Below are 16,297 nucleotides of genomic sequence, written 5' to 3'. Positions count from 1 at the left end.
GCCATGGGTAACCGGGTGTTCGACGCAGTGCTGTGTGATGTCGACGGGGTGATCCGCTTCTACGACCTGACCGCAGTGACGCGTCTGGAGCGGGCAGCCGGGCTCACAGAGGGCATCACCGCTGAGATCGGTTTCGCCCCCGAGCGAGATCTGCCACTGCTGCTCGGGCAGATCAGCCGAGCCCAGTGGACCGCTTCCATCGCCGATGCACTTGCCGACCGGATCCCCGCCCCGCAGGCCGGCGAATTGGCCGCCGCGTTCGCCCACGCCCCGTTCCGTGCGGATCAGGCTGCCGTGGAGCTGATCGGGAAGGCGCGTGGCAGGATGCCCGTCGTACTGGTCACCAACGCGACCGCTTGGCTGGACGAGGATTTGGCCCTGCTCGGACTCACCGACCTCGCCGACCACGTGGTCAACAGCTCCCGCGTCGGCATCGCTAAACCCGACCCGGAGATCTACCAGATCGCCGCAGAACGAGCGGGAGTCCCGGCCGAGCGCTGCCTGTTCGTAGACGACACCCAGGCCAACATCGATGCCGCCCGCGCGGCAGGTATGACCGCCGTGCTCTACCGCGAGCCCTCAGATCTTCGCCAAGCACTGGCTTCTGTCCTTTGAACAGGGTTGGAAGGCGCTGGCCGGCTAACCCTGTGACCGGGGCAGACGTCAGCTAGTGACCGCCGCGCCGCTTCGGTGCGGGCCCGTGTGACGGCCAGGCAGTAGGAGTCGGTGCCAGTCTCGATAATGTTGCTACCGAATCACGGACGCGTCTCCTGCGTACCCGGTCTCGGGGGGCCTCGGCTCAGGCCGCGTAGTCGAGGAAGTCGGCTACGGCGGGGATGTGGCGGTGGCCGCCGAGCTGTCCGCGGAGTTCTCCCAGTGTGCTGGTGCTGCGGGCCGAGTCGATGCCGCCCATCACGGTGATGACCTGGTGGCCGAGGTCGAGGGCGGCGTCGACGTTGCCGAGCGCGAGGTGAGCTTCGGCCAAGCGGACCTGGTAGATGACGGTGCCGCGGGCTTCACGGTCGATGTCGTAGGGGTCTTCGTGGGTGAGCGCGGCAGTGAAGTCCTCCAGGGCCCGCTTGGGCTCGCCGAGGCTGAGAGCGGAGCTGGCCGCGACCTGGTGCAGTTCACCGTGGTTGACCCAGTACATCGACGGCAGGTCCGCCTCGGGAGTGTCGGCTTTGGCGTACGCGGTGAAGGCGGCGTCGATCTGGCGCCAGGCCGCGGTGGCCTCGCCGGCTTTGGAGTGGGCGCGGGCGGCGCGGGCGTGGAGCATCGCGGTGACCCGGGGCGAGGAGATTTTGCGGCGGTCGGCGAGTGCCCCGTCCAGGAGGTGGAGGGCGCCTTGGGGATCGTCGGCGTTGTAGCGGAGGTTGGCCCAGAAGGCGAGGGTGACCGCGCCGAGCGTGGAGTCCTGGGCGGATCCGCAGGCGCGCAAGGCGGCGACGAAGTGCCGCTCGGCGGCCGCGTGGCGGCCTTCGTCGTACGAGCACCAGCCCGCGAGCCGTGAGGCTTCGGCGGCACTGGCGAAGAGCCGGCGGCCAGTGACCTCGGTGTAGGAGGAGTGTTTGAGGAGATCGGTGATCAGCCGGATCTCCAGGACGGCCGCGTCGTAGACCCTTCCGGCGCCGACGGTGTCGTCGAGGTGGCGCAGGGCGTCGAGGCGGATATCGAAGAGGCCGGCGGCCTCGGCGCCGACTCTGCGTCCGCCGGGGCCGACGGCGATCGCTGGTTCGGCGGTGATCCACTGCGCGACGGCCGCGGCCAGCGTGCTGGTGGAAGCGATCAGAAAGCCGCGACGGTCCACTGGACCTCCCACATCCGTCAGTGTTGTGACCGTACCCGCCGCAGTCCACGGTGACTCCAAAACGGTCCGGTCATCGTCCAGGGCGAGGAGGAGGAAGCCGGGCCAGCCGTACCGGTCGACGTCGGCGAAGTCGATGCCGTGCAGGCTGGCGATGGCCAGCAGTGCGGTCTTCTCCGGGGTGACGCCCTCTCGTGTCCACCGGGTGGCCTTCTCTTTGCGGTGGGCCATCGCGCCGAAGCCGAGCGCCTCGTGACGGTCGGCCACCTTCTTGAGGTAGCCGGCCGCGGTCAGGCTATGCCGCGATATCAGCGTGGTGAGCGGGTGGGTCTGAACAGCGGTGGCGGTGGCTGCGATCACGGGCGCTCTACCTCCCAGAAGACCAGAACCCCCAGTGTCCGTCCGCGTCCCGGCCGACGGGAAGACGCCGGCCCGAGCGAGGCAACGGGGAGCAACCGGGCGGCAATCCCCGGCAACCCCTGACACCTTCACCCGGGCACCCGACCAGGTCGAACGTGGGCTGTGCCCGCCCCACCATGGCGGGCTACCCCTATCGGCACTGGAGGAAGGGGACCGCCATGCGCGTCCTCGTGGACGGCCTGGACCTGTCCGGCAAGACCACCCTCGTCACCGCTCTGGCCACCGAACTCGAAGCCCGTGGTCGGCAAGTCGCACAGCACCGGGGCCTGCTCGCCGCCCGCCACCCTGCCCGGCGGCTGCTGAAGAAGCTGCCGCTGGTACGCCAGCCCGACAGTGCGCTGGTCACCGGCGCCTACCTGCTCGCCGGCTATGTCCTGGACGGCGTCCTCGTGCGAGCCGCCGCGCCGGAGCCGCCCGGCAGCGTCCTCATCCAGGACGGCTACGTAGACCGGACCGTCGCCTTCGGTATGGCCGGCGGACCCTACCTCTCCGCTGTCCTCGCACTGCGCTGGCCGCGCCTGTTCGCCTCCTTCGACGTCGCTGTCTACCTCCACGCCCCTTCCGTGGTCCGCCGCGCACGCCTCGGGCTGCGGGAGAGGCCGGACGCGGTCGATATCCGCGGTGTGGAGGACGCCGTGTTCGCTGAGACGTTCACCGCGATGCTCACCTGCGGCATGGGCCGCCGCCACAACAGGCTGCTGGTCTTCGACACCTCCCAGCGCCAGCCCGAACAGATGGCCGCAGCCATCGCGGACACCCTCCTCGGCGCCCGACCCGCCCCCGCCCCGGCCGCAGCGGTCGGCGAGCTGGAGCGTGCAGCGTGACCAGCTGGATGGCCGAGCCCGACCCGGCACTGACCGACGCGGCCGGCACAGCCCTCGCGAAAGCTCTGGCGGGCCGGCCGCTGGTGACGGCCGAACGCTTCGGTTCCTCGATGCGCACCCTGTACGCCGGCCCCGGTCCGCTCAGCCGGGCCAGACCGCGGCTCGCGATCGGCTGCTACCCCGGCTGGGAGCGGGCCGCCCCGCACGCGGTCCTGGCCGCCGAGGACCGCACCCGTGTCCGGGGGCCGGTCCAACGGCACTCCTGGACGCGGACGGTGGACGGCGAGGCGGCAGCGCTGCTGGCCGCTCTGCCCGTGCCGCCGGTGATCGCCGCCTGGTACGCCACCGAACAGCTGCGCCGCTGGGCGGGCCCCGGCGGCACGGTCGCCGCGATCGATGGCCGCCTGCGACAGGCCATCGAGGACAAGGCCGCCTTCGACACTCTGCTGGAAAGCGCGGGGGTGCCGGATCGGATGCGGATCCCCTGTGTACGCATCGACGGCAGGCTGCCCGCGCTGGCGGACCTCCGGCGGCAGATCGACGCCCGGCGGCTGGTGGTGCAGGCCGGATCGGACTGCGGCGGGAGGGGCACGGTGTTCGTGGACACCGAAGCCGACCTCGCCCGGGCGGCGGCTATGCCCGGCCCGTACAAGGTCGCCGCGTTCGTTCCCGGCTGGTCCTCGAACACCACCGTGCTGTCCGTCCCCGACTCCCGTGGCGGAGTCGCGGTGTACGTGGACCGGCCCTCCCACAAGGCCATCGGCATCCGCGAGGCGGGGATCGGCCCGGGCAAGAGCGCCGGCAACGACTGGTCCCGCCCCTGGCCCTCGAAGGCCGCCGCCGACGTCGTGGAAACTGCCGTACGCATCGCGGATCACCTTTGGGCAGGACACGGGATGGCGGGACTGTTCGGGCTGGACGCCATCCTCACCCCCGAGGGGCAGGCGGTGTTCAACGAGATCAACTGCCGAAACCAGGGCACCACCGAAGTCTCCGCCGTCAACCAGCAACTGCGCGGCCTGCCCCCGTTTGCCGCCGCGCACCTGACCGCCCTGCTCGGCGGCCGGGTGGACTGGATGCCAGATCCCGGGGAGTTCAACGCGGCCACGGTCACGGCGTCGGCCACGACAGGGGTGGGGCCGTTCTATCTCAAGCTCCGCCACCGCGGCGCCATCCCGGTCCGCCTGACCGCCCAGCGCGGATCCGGCGTCTACCGGCTGAATCCGGCTGGGGATCTGACCTGGGTGCGGGCCGGTGCCCACCCGGGCCAGGCCAACGCCGACCTCGGCGAGATCCTCCTGGCCAACCTGCCCGCCGAGCACGTGGTGTGCCTGCCCGGTGCCGAGCTCGGCACCGCCGAGGCCCTCACCACCGGACCCGGCACTCCGTTCGCCGCCCCGCACCAGCTGTCCGGGTTCGGCGCCAACGTCCTGGACACGCTCGCCGCTCACTTCACCCCGGCATCCGACCCGACCCCATCGAGGTGACCGCCATGACCACCACCATCGTCGCGCCCACACTGCTGGAGCAGCTGCGGGCACTGCCCGACGACGCGTTCACCCGCGTCCAGTACATCGCGCCGCAGTGCGGCTGCTACAACGGCTGCGCCATGTGCTCCCAGTTCGCCGGCCGCGAGACCTGGGGCCTCACCAGGGACGGGCTGACCGGCCTGTTCACCGCCCTCGCGCAGGTCGCCGCCGAGCGGAACCTGGCGATCGCCTCCGGCCGGATCCACCACCCCCGGGTCGTGTTCCCCTACCTGGACAACGACATCGGCTCCTACCCCCACCTCGACCACTACGCCGCCCTCGCCCGGGACGTCCTGGGGGTGAAGCTGCGGATCTCCACCGTCGGCTACTCCTCCCACGCCGTGGGCCTGACGGCCATGCACCGCCGCCTGGTGGACGAGCACTCCGACTCCTTCGACGGGGTCCGCTTCTCGGTCACCCCGTACACCCTCGGCTACACCGGCCGCGCGGGAACCTCCCGGCAGGCGTACATCACCGACTTGGCCGCAGCCCTTGCCACCTACCGGCCGCTGCTGGACGCCCTCGGCCACGGCGCCGCCACCGCCGCCTGCGAGCTCCGCTTCGCACCCCTGGTCGGCATCCACCCGCTCACCGACACCTACGTCGACGGCCACCACGTGCTGGCCTGCGGCCCTCACCTGCTCATCTCCCGCGCACCCGCCACGGGCGAACTGCCCGAGACGGTGATCGAGCGGCTGGATGAGCGCACCCAGCCCGTCTACTCCCTGCCCGGCACCCCGTACCTGCACATCACCTCCGACACGGCCCGGCCCACGCCGGGCACCGTGAGGGCCGCGCTCGCCAGCACGCTGACGGTCGCCCACACGGCGCGCCAGGTGCGCATGCACCGCTTCACCAACGCCGACGGCCCCTACTTCGCCGCCGACCCCGACTTCCACACCGACGGCACCTTCACCGCCCTCCACCTCTACCCGCCACCGGCATCCGGCCCGCCTCCGGGTACACCGACGCCACTCGGCACCTGCTCAACACCCTCCTCGCCCACAAGCAGGCCCGCGGCCTGGCCCGCCGCGCCGAGTTCACCACCGCGACCAGCACGGACGTCGACGCCGTCCTGGCCTCGCTCACCACCCGCGCCCAAGCCCTGGAAGGCGTCGACCAGGCGGCGGCCGCCCACCTGCGCGAGCAGGTCCATCCCCAGGTCGCCACGTACGCGGCCGCGCTGGAGATGGCCGGCTACCCGACGAGCCTGTTCTTCTCCCGCTCCTTCACCATCGACACCGGGCAGATCGTCAACCAGGGCCGCGCCGAGAAGCTTTTCCGCGGCCTGACCGCCACGAACGGCGAGCCGATGACCCCGCGCGAGGAACGCGGCTTCGGCCAGGCCAGCCTCTCCACCGTCCGCGGCCCGATCTGGCGGATCACCCCGCTGCCCCTGACTCCCACGGGCAGGCTCCCGATCGCGGTCGCGGGGAAGAAGAACCCTCCCGCGAGTACGCCGAGCCTGCTGGTGGAGGAACTCGACCCCTGCCACCTCTCACCGGTGATGCGAGCCACCGGCTGCCGGCTGCGCCGCCACGTGCTGACCCTGCAGGACGGCTGGATCGAGCACACCAGCATGAAGGAGGGGCGCAAGGCGTTCGCCCTGCCGGGCCTGCCCGCCGCCTGACCGCCCGTAAGCGGACACCGTGTCCGGTTCCGGGCGGGTGAAGGCGGGGCAAAGCCCGCCCGGCACCCGGAACACGCCGCGATACTGGCGGCCATGACGAACACCCCTGCCACACCCGCCCCGTTCTCAAAGATCAAGATCCGGACCGGGGCGCTGGTGTTCTGCGGCGACGACGTCGCCCTCATCCGCCGCGACCGCGCCGACTCCACCCACTACACCCCGCCCGGCGGCAACGTCGAACACGGAGAAGACCTCGCCCTCGCCCTCGCCCGCGAACTCGCCGAAGAACTCGGCCTGGACACGGCAGCGGCCGAGGGCGGGGACTTGATGTGGGTCGTCGACCAGCGCGTGACCCGCCCGGGCCCGACCCCGCCGCCGCGCAAGCTCCACCTGATCTACCGCTTCCACATCAGCCCCGACACCCGCGAAACCCTCGCCGAACAGGAACTGGACGAGCTCCCCGACGGCAGCCACGAGGTCGGCGTCATCGAGTGGATCGACTACCGCAAGACCGCCGGGCTGCCCATCTTTCCGCCCATCGGCCCCGCCCTCGCCGCCCTCGCCGATCCGCACGCCGCCGTCACCAACGCGGCCCTGGACGCCGTCACCGACGCGAACTACACCTGGGTGTAGCGCTCAGACGCCCCGGCCTCTGACCGGCCCGGCACGAGACTCTCCCCGCGTGACCTGGTCTCGGCGATGCGCAGGACGCCGAGACCGGCCAGGTCAGGGCCGGATACGACGCCACGGCTTGCTGTACGGGCCACCGCAGGTCAGACATGTGGCGCTGTAGAGGGCGGCGGCCGGGGCCATCTCCTCGCAGGACACGCTCTAACTGTGTGCTACCGGAGATGCTCGCCGTCAGCTGCGGTTCCGTGCACGCACAGGGGCCGACCGCGCGCCGACAGCGCGGCTCGGCAGCCTTGGAAGGGGCTTTCGCGTCGGGCGCGACCTCGGTGTACTGCATCTTCCAGCCGTCGACAGGAACCCGGCGGTAGATGTAGCTGCCGTTGCGGGTGTTGCGGTCGAACCGCTTCACGTCCTTGACCGTCGTGAACACCAGCAGCATCCCGGCCAGCAGCACGAACGCCTCATCGTTGACGAGGCCGGACTCCGGGGTGAACACCGCGTACCGGACTCCGTCCTCGTCGATCAGCGGTATGCCGCCGGCCCACCGGCGATCGGTGATGCTCATGCCCACCGTCGCGATGATCTCGTACTCACGTTCCAGGTGCTCCAGCGCCTCCGGCACGCCCCGACGCGAGAGCCGAGCCCGCCAAGCATCTCCGACGAGCCCTTCATGTAACCGGCGTACGTTCCTCTCCGCGGATGTGGCCCGTTCTACGGCGGCCTGGCGGGAGCGGGCTTGGTCGCGGCCGATGGCCCGACGCCGGTTGCCGTCCTCGTGCGGGTGATCTGCGTACTGCCCGCCGCACTACCGGCTCCGGAATCCGTTGACCGGGCATGCTGAAGATCTTTTCTCTGGCGGCCGCTGCCGTGCTGCTCCTGTCAGCCCCTGTGCCCGCGGATGCGGCGCGCGCGGAAGCCAGCGTCGTGCAAATGCACCGGTGTAATACGAGTCGGGACTACTGCATCGTCATCGAGTACACGCAGGCCTCACCCCACCGGGTGCCACTGGTCATTGCTCACAAGGTGTCAGGGAGGAAAGGCCACTCCTACTGGGCTCGGTGGATGTACCAGAAGCCCGGGAAGGACGTGAAGGTCAGCCGATGGAAGAAGTCCTCCTGGACGGGCGAGAATGGCGACGCACCCGGCGTCGCGGTGGAATCGCTGTGGGGACACACCGGCCGCGCCAGCGGGCCGAAACTGCCCGCGAAGACGTTGGTCTGTGCTCAGTTCAAGGGCTCCAAGAAGAAGGCCTGCTACCGGCTTCCCTGATCTCAAGTCAGGGTCCTCCGCGTCGACGATATTTTCACCAGCGGATCGCAGCTTCAGCACGTCGGCCACCACCTCCGGGCCTCCGGAACGTCCGACGTCCGCGGGCTCGCCCCCGCGCGATTCGCCAGTCAAGAGACCTGAAGCGGCGACACCGAACGGTGGCTCATCTCGCCAGCGAGGCGTCAGTCCTTGAGCTGGTCGGCTCCCGGTATCACCCCGAGCAGCGTGTCGAAGGTGCCGTTCACGTAGTGCAGGTTTTCGACGCGGACCTGGTCCCGCAGCGCCTTCCACGATCCGGTGTAGCCCGTGGGGTTCGGCTGCGCCACGGCCCCGACCGGAGTCCCGATCCTCAGGCCGCTGGGGTCGTGGGTGTACCCGAGCCGGACGTAGAAGTCGGTGAGTTCAGGCCGGTGCACGATGTGGACCAGGGGGTACTCGGCATCTCCCAGGAGCTGCTCGGCCGTCGTGATCAACGCCTGTGCAAGGCCCTTGCCCCGATGGGTCTCGACAACGGCCACACTGTCGATGGTCGCGATGCAGCGGGCGAACTCTACGCGCGCGTCCTCATGCTGCAGCTCGTGGTGCGTGCCAATCCAGTGCATGGGCGGCTGCGCCACCAGTGCAGCGGCCAGGGTTCCGGACTCATGCATGGCACCGAACACCAGCCTGGTGCCAGCGGCTATGCCCTGATCCGCTTGGGCGATCAACGCGCCGATCCCGGACCAGGTCCCATCGGGGTTGTCCGGGTCGGCCAGTTGCAGCACCGGCGCGAACAACTCCGCATCCGACGCCTCAGCCTCGACGAGCTCGTACCCGGCGGGAATGTACGGGTCGGGAATCTCGATGGCTTTCCCGGGGATGCGCCGGTCCTTCAACGGATCACCTGGCCGTCCGGCGCCACTGTGCCTACTGTTCTTGCCCTTCGACTTTCGCGTCCGCTTCCCCATGCGACATCCTTCTTTGTCGGACCACCCCGGAAGCCCCCATCCTGCACTGACTGTCACTCGGCTCGCGGGGTTCCCGTAGTGGGGTTATCGGTTCCCTGCAGCCGGTTCGGGCGACGTCCTTGACGCCTTCCGAATGTGGATTCCTTCCCATGTGCAGAGCGGCCGGCGAGGCCCAGATGGAGGCGGCGGCCGAGCCGTACACCGAAGAGGGGTGGGCGCCCTGGCTGGCTGCGGCAGAAGCGTTTCAGCGGGCGGTCACCGCTGAAGCCGAGGCGACCGGTGAGGGCCGGTCGAAGCTGGAGCAGGCAGCGAAGAAGGATCATTCGGGAAGGTACGCCCTCCGTATCCTGGTCAGAGGGGTGGGGTGCAGAGGGTCCAGTCGGGGTGTGGGAATGGTGCTGCCCCGCCTCCGTTGCGGGGAGCGGGGCAGGCGCTTCGGAAATTGCTTGACGGCGAGGCGGGTGGATGCGCTGCACGGGGGAATCGAACAGGCACAAATCGCGGCACAGTTACTGGGGGCAGTCGTGTCTAACTGGTGGGACAATTGGGACGCGTACCAACGAGGCGTGAGGGCAGAGCGCGCACGGAATCAATTTGAGACCGACCCCATTGAGGGTGGTGTTGGGGGTGCTGGCTGCCTTACCTGCTTCTACAGCTGCCTCTTCTTGTCCTTGCTGGTGGTCGTTCTTCTGCCCGTCATCGGGCTCATTGTCGCCTTGTACAACGGAAGTGAGGGTCGATGAGTGTCGTACTGGACGGGCTTGGACAGAGGCTGTCTGAGCCCGCCCACCCGTAGGGCCCGGTGGGGCCGGTGTTAAGACCGTGTCCTATGTGGTGAGACGGGCGAGTCGTTTGTAGCAGCAGAGTGTGGCGGCGAGTCCGAGGAAGGCCAGGTAGTTACGGGGGTGGCGTTCGTATCGGTGGTTGAGGCGGCGGTAGCCGGTCAGCCACGACATGGTGCGTTCGATGACCCAACGTCGGCGCCCTAACCGTTCGCTGGACTCGACTCCCTTGCGGGCGATGCGGACGCCGATGTGCTTGCCCCATAGCCATTTACGCAGGTGAGGGACGTCGTACGCCTTGTCCGCGTGGAGACGCTGGGGCTTGAAGTAGCGGCCTCGGTGAGGGTCGTGTCTCGTTTGGTGACCCGCGATCATGGGCTTCAGCGCGAGGCTGTCGTGAGTGTTCGCCGCGGAGACGCCGACGAGGAGGGGCAGTCCGTTCGCGTCCGACAGGACGTGCATCTTGGAGCCCGGCTTGCCCCGGTCCACGGGGCTTGGACCTGTGTGTTCGCCCCCTTTTTAGCGCGCACGTGGGCGGAGTCGAGGACAGCGCGCGACAAGTCGAGCAGGCTGGCGTCGTAGAGCCGGTGCACGATCTCCTCGTGCAGTCGGCCCCACACGCCGGCCCGCGACCAGATCACGAACCTGCGATGAGCCGTCGACTTCGATATCCCGAAGCATGGCGGCAACGCGCGCCAGGCACAGCCGCTGACCAGCACGTAGATGATGGCCGCGAACACCGTCTCATCAGGCGTGTCCTGCGTGCCGCCACCTTGCGGCCGCACCTTCGACGGCGGGATCAGCGGCTCCGCGATCTCCCACAGCCCATCCGGAACAATCCAACTCCACGTACCCCGCCGCATGAACGACCCAACGAGCCGAGCCCACATAGGACACGGTCTTAGGCCCGCTCAGGGGCCGGTGAGGATGTTGTGGGCGCCGATGCGGCGCCAGATGACGTGGGGCGTGCCGGGGCGGCGTGCGGCCCCGTACGCGAACGTTGCGCGTCCTGCGGGGCCGGCGCCCGTTGTCCCGTCCTGGCGAACTCTGCAGCAGGTCGGCGCGCTGACCTGCGGGGTGCAAAGTAGTCCGGATACCGGAAGTTGATGTTGTCCGGATCTACTTTGCATCTTCCGTGGCATGGCTTCTGGGGCTGGGTTGCGCTGCGGCGTGCTGTTCCGGCGGGTCAGACTTGGGTGGCGACCCAGAGGTTGCCGTTGGTGGTGCTGGTGTAGGCGAAGCGGATCAAGCCGTCGTGGTTGCGGTGGACGGAGAGGGGGCCGGTGACGTTTTCGCCGATGCGGACGTAGTCGTCCCAGGTGAGTGAGCCGGGGCTGGTCTGCTGGTTGATCCAGACGCTGGCGTCGTCGGCGACGACGAGGGTGGCCAGGCGTCCGTCGGGGCCGTTGAACGGGGTGGGGCCGGGCACGATGCTGCCGCCCAGGCTGGTCTCCTGGCCCCAGGTCTTCATGTCGGTGCGGGGCCGGTACCACTGGTGGGGATCGGTGCCCTTGTAGAACACCGCGACGGTGCCGACGCCGCCGTTGTTGACCGCGGCAGCCGCCGGGCCGTCCACCTGGGCGGGCAGTTGCTCGAACTCGCCCCACTGCCCGTCGGCACCCTCATCGGCGGTGTAGAGCTCGCCGTTCGGGTTGGTGGCGAAGGCCACCAACCGCTCGTTCTCCTGGCATGCCAGGTCCAGCGACACGATGCCGCCGCCGCCGGCGAAACGCTCGGGAGTCTTCCAGCGACCCACCGGGACTTCAGACCGGGCCACCCGCCAGACCGCTCCGTCATCCCCTTGGTAGATCAGATGGAACTGGTCGTCGCCATCCTTGGCGAGCGCCACGAGCGCCTGGGGCGCCGCGTTCACCGCGGCCTGCGAGTAGTGCGTGTCGTCGTAGTACTGCCCGATCTCAGCGGACCGTATCCGGCCGTCGGCCCCGGCGAACACCAGCTCCCAGCCGCTGCCGGTCTCAGCGGCGGTGATCCCCCCACGGGCGTCTTCCTCCTGCAGGAGTCTCCAGCTCTCGCAATCCTGGCCGGACCACTGGCTGTAGCTCAACAGCCCCGAATCAGCGTCGCAGGTGTACAACCGCAACTCCCCGTCGGAGTCGCGCAACCATGCCGACGGGCCGGTCACCTGCCTCCCCAGATCCTGGAACGTCCAGCCACTCGCGTCCAGCATCGGCTTCGCCGGCTTGCCCACTCGAACTCCCTGATCTCTCGCGGGCCCCGCACACACGCGGACACCCCCCGCCCGAAATGCTATGCGGCTCCGGCCTGAAATACAGGCACAGCGGCATTCGCAAACAGGGCCGGACACTGCAAGATTCGCCCGGAGGGGACTGTCCCTTCCCACTCGACGTTGCAGTGACGTCCGGCGGCTGCAGTAGTGTCGGCCCATGTCCAGTCCTGGAGACGTGCCGCCGGAGATCCTGAACCGGTCGCGGTCGATCTGCCGGCAGCTGCCCGAGTCGTACGAGGAACCAGCCTGGATCGGCGTGCGCTGGCGGATCCGTACGCGGACGTTCGTCCATGTCTACACGCCGGACGTGGATCGCCACCCGGTCTACGCCTCGTATGCGACCGCAGATCAGGAACTGGTCGTGATGACTTTTCGGGTACCCGTCGACGACCTGCTCGGCCTGACCGCCGGTGGGTTCCCGTTCCTCCGTGCCGACTGGGGCCATAACGTTGTCGCCGCCGTTCTCGGTGACCACACCGACTGGACCGAGCTTGCGGAACTGATCACCGACAGCTACCGCGAGATGGCCCCGAAGTTCCTCGCCGCGCGGGTCCCCCTCCTGCCACCGATCAGCTGACCGGCGGTGGGCCTCGTCTCCCGCCACAAGGACCGAATCCGCCAGGGGAGCGATCACGACGAATTCATCGAGTCGCTCCGCGAGGGCGAGGCGGCGTTCGCCTACTACCGTGTCCAGAGGCCGAAGGGGATGAGGTACATCCTCGTCGCGTGGGCCGGCAAGGCCGCCTCGCACATTATGCAGTCCAAGGCCGACGTCGCCAGGCCCAGCCTCAAGGGGGTCGTCAAGGACTTCACGGTCGAGATCAAAACCAGCGATCTCGCCGATCTGACCCCCGAGAAGATCCAGAACAAGGTCCTCTCCGTCAGCAACTGACCGCCCGGCAGCCGGTTCGCCGGGACGCCGCCGACAGGACCCGCACCAACGGATGCCCGGTCACGGCCCGGAGGTACCGGCGAACCTCCGGGCCCGCCGGTACCTCCGGGCCACGCGGCAACAACCACTCATCACCTCCGGGCGGTTGTTCACCCAGGAGGGCGGTTGAGCGGCAAGGTAGGCGCCGCCGCGCAACTGTGCGCGCCCGAAACGGGCATTATGGATTCTTGTAGGAAGCCCCGAGAGCGTTGGCGCAGGTTATTCAGCGGTCCGCTGCGTGAGGAGATCAGCCATGTCGGTGAAGGTGAACGTAGACAACTTGAGCTGGAATACGACTGACGATGACATCCATCTGGCGTTCTCGCATATGGGCCAGGTCCTCGACTCCATCGTCGTGCGTGACCGCGATACGGGCAGGTCCAAGGGTACGGCCGTCGTTACCTATGGCAGCCAGGAAGAAGCCGACGCGGCCGTCGCAGGACTCCACGAGGCGGAACTCAACGGACGCCAAATGAAAGTGAGCCTGGCCGATGCCAAGCCCGCAAACCACAGCCACTACGGCAGCTACGCCGGCAACGCCGGCAACAGCGGCAACAGCGGCAACAGCAGCTACGACAGCTACGGCCAGTAGCTGCGGGGGCAGCTCCAGCATTGCTGAGGGGCCCAGAGGTTCAGCTGGCGGGAGTGCGCGCACTCCCGCTCCGGCTCAGCGTAGAGACACAGTTCTCCGGAGGTGAATCCTTATCTGGGAAGCCGGAGATACTTGCCGCAGGTCCGCAGAAGTGGCTGACTGTCCGCCAGGTAGCACATTCTCGCCGACGAATTCCCGTACGCCGCCCGCGAGCGCAGTCTGGCTCAATTCACGGGTAGTGGTTCTGACTCAACTCTGTGAAAACGGAGCAGGAACGCCTCGTCCGGGAACCCGCTCCGCTGCCTGACCTGCGAGTCGCCGGGCTCGGCATCGTCCAGAGACCGGTGTGTCCGCTGATGTCACAGAACTTGAGCCAGAGCCCGACAACGGACAGCAGATGTTCACGACTTCGGGAGGCACCTGGGCTGGCGGCTGTTCGACATCCCTGCCAACAGCATCGCGACGCCTCAGCCGGGACCGCAGGCCGTTGCGGGCCGCGGCGTAGGCCCGAGGTGGCCGGCCTGGGATGGACGAGTAGCGCGCGATCTCCTCACAGTCAGCGTGCCGCTGAAAGGGACAGGTCGGACTAGCCTGGCGAAATGCGCATAGAGCAATCAGATTGCTACTCTCTGCTATCAGGTGCAGGCTGCACACTTTGCGGCATCTGAGATATGGGAGTGACGACATGGCGGCAACGCAAGCGATCCAAGACCGGGTCATGATTCGGTTCCGCCGGTGGGACCGTGACCACAGCGGTCAGCTCTGCCAGAGGGACCTCGAACGCGAAGCACGCAGGGTCCTCGATGCCTTCGGCGAGCCGCATAGGTCCCCCCGGGGACGTGCGGTGATGTCCAGGTATGAAGACATCTGGAATTACCTGACGGCGAAGGCCGGCGGAGTGCATGTGGTGACTCGCGAGCAGTTCGAGGTGATCGGCGCGGCCCATGCGAACGGGGAGGGCGCCCCGTGGTTCAGCATGCTGCGGCGCTACATGACCGCGATGGTCCAGCTCTGCGACACCGACGGCGACGGGAAGGTCCAGCCGCCGGAGTTCTCGAAGTGGGTGGAGGCAGTCAACTTCGGCTTCGGCGCCCGGATCGACACTTCGGTGGCCTTCAAGAGCGTCGACACCAACGGCGACGGAAGCGTCTCGGTTGACGAGTTGTGCGCTGCTCAGAAGGCGTACGACGAGGGCACGCTCGACGTCTCTCTTCTGGGCTGAGGCCCGTCCCTCACCCACCGTGTGTGCCCCGAGCGGTACACCGCCGCTTGGACGTCGCGCGGAAGTCCGGCGTGGGAGCGGTACGAGTTCGGCGCCCTGCCGAGGACACTGACAAACGCGCCTCGTCTCCTGGCCCCTCAGTCCGTCATGACGAGGTCCGGCCCGGAGCCACCACATGTGGTGGCTCCGGGCCGGACCTCTTTCAAATGTCTCAGCTGGCGAGCAGTTCGATTCTGCAGCTCCCCCAGGTGCCTCCCGAAGTCGTGAACATCTGCTGTCCGTTCTCGTGAACAAAGCCAGTCCGGCCTTCACCGGTTCAGACGAGGGCGATGAGGGCCTGGAACACCATGATCCTTGCCAACATGGTCCCGCTGGCGCCAGCACGACAAAAGGTCGTTCTCCAGGGTGTATTACCAGGCACACTGGTCGCCGTGACCCAACCGGACGTTCAAGGGCTGGAGCAGCTTGAAGCCGCTGTCCTGGACAATGAGACTTCGCTGGCTTCCGCGCTGCGCCGCTGTCTGATGCTTGGTGGCTACGCCCACCACAAGGAGTTGCGCACCTGGGCGCTTAAGGAACTTGAGGGGTACGCAGCCGACGATGATCTACCGGCGTACCGGAAAGTGTCAGCGGCCCTTGAGATCAATGCGAATGTTCACGGGCTCGAGGGGATCACGCAGTACAGCGGTCGTCGGATCAGCCCACACCTGCTTCCCAGTCCGGCAAAAGAGCGCGGCGTCGGAGAAGTGGTCCCTATCCTCTACGGCGTCAAGGAACTCGAAGGACTCATCGCTCGCGCGGGGAACTCCATCTTTGTCGCGCCGCCCGGCTCGGCGGAGTACGTCCTGTTGATGACTCTGCAGTACCACGAGGCCGGCAATAAAGGTACGGAGATCACTTCTCTGCACTGGGATGTTGCCGTCGCCAGCATCGAGGGCATCCTTGACCGCATCAGAACCCGTCTGACTCAGTTCGTTGCAGAAGTGAGAGCATCCATGCCCCCTGGTCAGCAGAACCCCAATCCCGCCCAGATCGGCGACGCTGCCGAGAGGACCTTCAGCATCAGTGCTGGCGATGGCGCGACCGTGAACATCAACGCGCCCAGGGCGCACGCGGAACGCGGTGCTACAGCAAGCGCAAACATCAACGAACCTGTAGCGACCCCAGAGAGACAGCCCTTCTGGCACCGCACCAGCGTCATCTGGACGGCAGTCGGAGCTGTTGCTGCGGTCGCATCGGTGATCATTGCCTGGGTCCTCAAGTAGTAGCCGAATGGGGCTGCCATCCGAATCGCCAACAGCCCGGACCCTCACGGCGATCGCTACGCCCAGCACATCCCGAGCTCTGACAGACGCTCTACTCGCTCTGGGGTCAGGGTGGCGGCCCTGCTCCGTGACCCGTCGGAAGAGACGTTGCACGCCGGCAGCAGCGCAGGGTCTTCCTGGGCGTGGTTCGTAGCTGGTTGTGGT

17 protein-coding genes are annotated in these 16,297 nt (G+C 68.1%); 12 read left to right on the top strand and 5 right to left on the bottom strand.

The features are described from left to right. The first annotated feature begins 3 nt into the window (after positions 1 to 3). Complete coding sequence (locus OG782_RS00230; protein ID WP_406447139.1) at positions 4 to 615, top strand: HAD-IA family hydrolase; 612 nt, start codon at positions 4 to 6, stop codon at positions 613 to 615. Positions 616 to 799: 184 nt separating this feature from the next. Here OG782_RS00230 and OG782_RS00225 read toward each other — a convergent pair whose 3' ends face one another. Beyond that, positions 800 to 2,164, bottom strand: a complete 1,365-nt coding sequence (locus OG782_RS00225; protein ID WP_406447137.1) for a transcriptional regulator — start codon at positions 2,162 to 2,164, stop codon at positions 800 to 802. Between the two features lie 218 nt (positions 2,165 to 2,382). On the opposite strand from OG782_RS00225, the gene OG782_RS00220 reads away from it, so the two are divergent. The 5 genes from OG782_RS00220 to OG782_RS00200 all read left to right on the top strand — a co-directional run bounded on the left by OG782_RS00220 (position 2,383) and on the right by OG782_RS00200 (position 6,840). Further along, the gene (locus OG782_RS00220; RefSeq protein ID WP_406447136.1) at positions 2,383 to 3,048 is read left to right on the top strand and encodes a hypothetical protein; all 666 of its coding nucleotides are present in this window, start codon (positions 2,383 to 2,385) and stop codon (positions 3,046 to 3,048) included. After that, entirely contained in the window at positions 3,045 to 4,535 is a 1,491-nt protein-coding gene (locus tag OG782_RS00215) for a hypothetical protein (RefSeq protein ID WP_406447134.1), read from the top strand. The genes OG782_RS00220 and OG782_RS00215 overlap by 4 nt, the downstream gene beginning before the upstream one ends. A 5-nt stretch (positions 4,536 to 4,540) precedes the next feature. Next, positions 4,541 to 5,869: a hypothetical protein gene (locus OG782_RS00210; RefSeq protein WP_406447132.1), complete on the top strand. Its 1,329-nt coding sequence runs from the start codon at positions 4,541 to 4,543 to the stop codon at positions 5,867 to 5,869. Beyond that, positions 5,767 to 6,207, top strand: a complete 441-nt coding sequence (locus OG782_RS00205) for a hypothetical protein (protein WP_406447131.1) — start codon at positions 5,767 to 5,769, stop codon at positions 6,205 to 6,207. The genes OG782_RS00210 and OG782_RS00205 overlap by 103 nt, the downstream gene beginning before the upstream one ends. A gap of 93 nt (positions 6,208 to 6,300) precedes the next feature. After that, the gene (locus OG782_RS00200) at positions 6,301 to 6,840 is read left to right on the top strand and encodes an NUDIX domain-containing protein (protein ID WP_406447129.1); all 540 of its coding nucleotides are present in this window, start codon (positions 6,301 to 6,303) and stop codon (positions 6,838 to 6,840) included. Here OG782_RS00200 and OG782_RS00195 read toward each other — a convergent pair. Further along, positions 6,812 to 7,459 (bottom strand): hypothetical protein, encoded by a 648-nt coding sequence (locus tag OG782_RS00195; RefSeq protein ID WP_406447127.1) that lies wholly within the window; start codon positions 7,457 to 7,459, stop codon positions 6,812 to 6,814. The genes OG782_RS00200 and OG782_RS00195 overlap by 29 nt on opposite strands. Positions 7,460 to 7,671: 212 nt before the next feature. On the opposite strand from OG782_RS00195, the gene OG782_RS00190 reads away from it, so the two are divergent. Beyond that, positions 7,672 to 8,106 carry a hypothetical protein gene (locus tag OG782_RS00190; RefSeq protein ID WP_406447125.1) on the top strand — a complete coding sequence of 145 codons (435 nt, stop codon included), beginning with the start codon at positions 7,672 to 7,674 and terminating at the stop codon, positions 8,104 to 8,106. A 182-nt stretch (positions 8,107 to 8,288) separates the two neighbouring features. Here the strand turns inward: OG782_RS00190 and OG782_RS00185 are convergent, their stop codons facing one another. From OG782_RS00185 to OG782_RS00175, 3 genes are all read right to left on the bottom strand, one after another. Further along, a complete protein-coding gene (locus OG782_RS00185; protein WP_406447124.1) occupies positions 8,289 to 9,053 on the bottom strand; it encodes a GNAT family N-acetyltransferase in 765 nt (254 codons plus the stop codon). An 827-nt stretch (positions 9,054 to 9,880) separates the two neighbouring features. After that, a protein-coding gene (locus OG782_RS00180) for an IS5 family transposase (RefSeq protein WP_406447122.1) occupies positions 9,881 to 10,698 on the bottom strand; the annotation gives its coding sequence in 2 pieces (ribosomal slippage) (positions 9,881 to 10,356 and positions 10,356 to 10,698; 819 coding nt in all). Positions 10,699 to 11,021: 323 nt separating this feature from the next. Beyond that, a complete protein-coding gene (locus OG782_RS00175; RefSeq protein ID WP_406447120.1) occupies positions 11,022 to 12,044 on the bottom strand; it encodes a hypothetical protein in 1,023 nt (340 codons plus the stop codon). A 196-nt stretch (positions 12,045 to 12,240) separates the two neighbouring features. On the opposite strand from OG782_RS00175, the gene OG782_RS00170 reads away from it, so the two are divergent. The 5 genes from OG782_RS00170 (at position 12,241) to OG782_RS00150 (ending at position 16,093) form a co-directional block, all read left to right on the top strand. Beyond that, positions 12,241 to 12,660 (top strand): MmcQ/YjbR family DNA-binding protein, encoded by a 420-nt coding sequence (locus OG782_RS00170; protein ID WP_406447118.1) that lies wholly within the window; start codon positions 12,241 to 12,243, stop codon positions 12,658 to 12,660. 6 nt (positions 12,661 to 12,666) lie between these two features. Then, the gene (locus OG782_RS00165) at positions 12,667 to 12,975 is read left to right on the top strand and encodes a hypothetical protein (protein ID WP_406447116.1); all 309 of its coding nucleotides are present in this window, start codon (positions 12,667 to 12,669) and stop codon (positions 12,973 to 12,975) included. 292 nt (positions 12,976 to 13,267) lie between these two features. Further along, a complete protein-coding gene (locus OG782_RS00160; protein WP_406447114.1) occupies positions 13,268 to 13,606 on the top strand; it encodes an RNA recognition motif domain-containing protein in 339 nt (112 codons plus the stop codon). An 847-nt stretch (positions 13,607 to 14,453) separates the two neighbouring features. Beyond that, complete coding sequence (locus tag OG782_RS00155) at positions 14,454 to 14,828, top strand: EF-hand domain-containing protein (RefSeq protein ID WP_406447112.1); 375 nt, start codon at positions 14,454 to 14,456, stop codon at positions 14,826 to 14,828. 347 nt (positions 14,829 to 15,175) lie between these two features. Continuing rightward, on the top strand, positions 15,176 to 16,093 hold the full coding sequence (locus OG782_RS00150) for a hypothetical protein (RefSeq protein ID WP_406447110.1): 918 nt from the start codon (positions 15,176 to 15,178) through the stop codon (positions 16,091 to 16,093). The last annotated feature ends 204 nt before the right edge of the window (positions 16,094 to 16,297 follow it).

Origin of the sequence: Streptomyces sp. NBC_00876 (assembly GCF_045207435.1) — a bacterium.
Classification (GTDB): domain Bacteria; phylum Actinomycetota; class Actinomycetes; order Streptomycetales; family Streptomycetaceae; genus Streptomyces.
Note: the sequence above shows the minus strand (reverse complement) of the source record. Positions and strands in the feature narration are given on the sequence as shown.

Excerpts from the sequence above, each read along its gene's own strand:
- OG782_RS00150 (WP_406447110.1), top strand. The coding sequence starts at position 15,176 with ATGATCCTTGCCAACATGGTCCCGCTGGCGCCAGCACGACAAAAGGTC.
- OG782_RS00230 (WP_406447139.1), top strand. The coding sequence starts at position 4 with ATGGGTAACCGGGTGTTCGACGCAGTGCTGTGTGATGTCGACGGGGTG.
- OG782_RS00155 (WP_406447112.1), top strand. The coding sequence starts at position 14,454 with ATGTCCAGGTATGAAGACATCTGGAATTACCTGACGGCGAAGGCCGGC.
- OG782_RS00220 (WP_406447136.1), top strand. The coding sequence starts at position 2,383 with ATGCGCGTCCTCGTGGACGGCCTGGACCTGTCCGGCAAGACCACCCTC.
- OG782_RS00210 (WP_406447132.1), top strand. The coding sequence starts at position 4,541 with ATGACCACCACCATCGTCGCGCCCACACTGCTGGAGCAGCTGCGGGCA.
- OG782_RS00185 (WP_406447124.1), bottom strand. The coding sequence starts at position 9,053 with ATGGGGAAGCGGACGCGAAAGTCGAAGGGCAAGAACAGTAGGCACAGT.
- OG782_RS00170 (WP_406447118.1), top strand. The coding sequence starts at position 12,241 with ATGTCCAGTCCTGGAGACGTGCCGCCGGAGATCCTGAACCGGTCGCGG.
- OG782_RS00160 (WP_406447114.1), top strand. The coding sequence starts at position 13,268 with ATGTCGGTGAAGGTGAACGTAGACAACTTGAGCTGGAATACGACTGAC.
- OG782_RS00205 (WP_406447131.1), top strand. The coding sequence starts at position 5,767 with ATGGCCGGCTACCCGACGAGCCTGTTCTTCTCCCGCTCCTTCACCATC.
- OG782_RS00190 (WP_406447125.1), top strand. The coding sequence starts at position 7,672 with ATGCTGAAGATCTTTTCTCTGGCGGCCGCTGCCGTGCTGCTCCTGTCA.
- OG782_RS00200 (WP_406447129.1), top strand. The coding sequence starts at position 6,301 with ATGACGAACACCCCTGCCACACCCGCCCCGTTCTCAAAGATCAAGATC.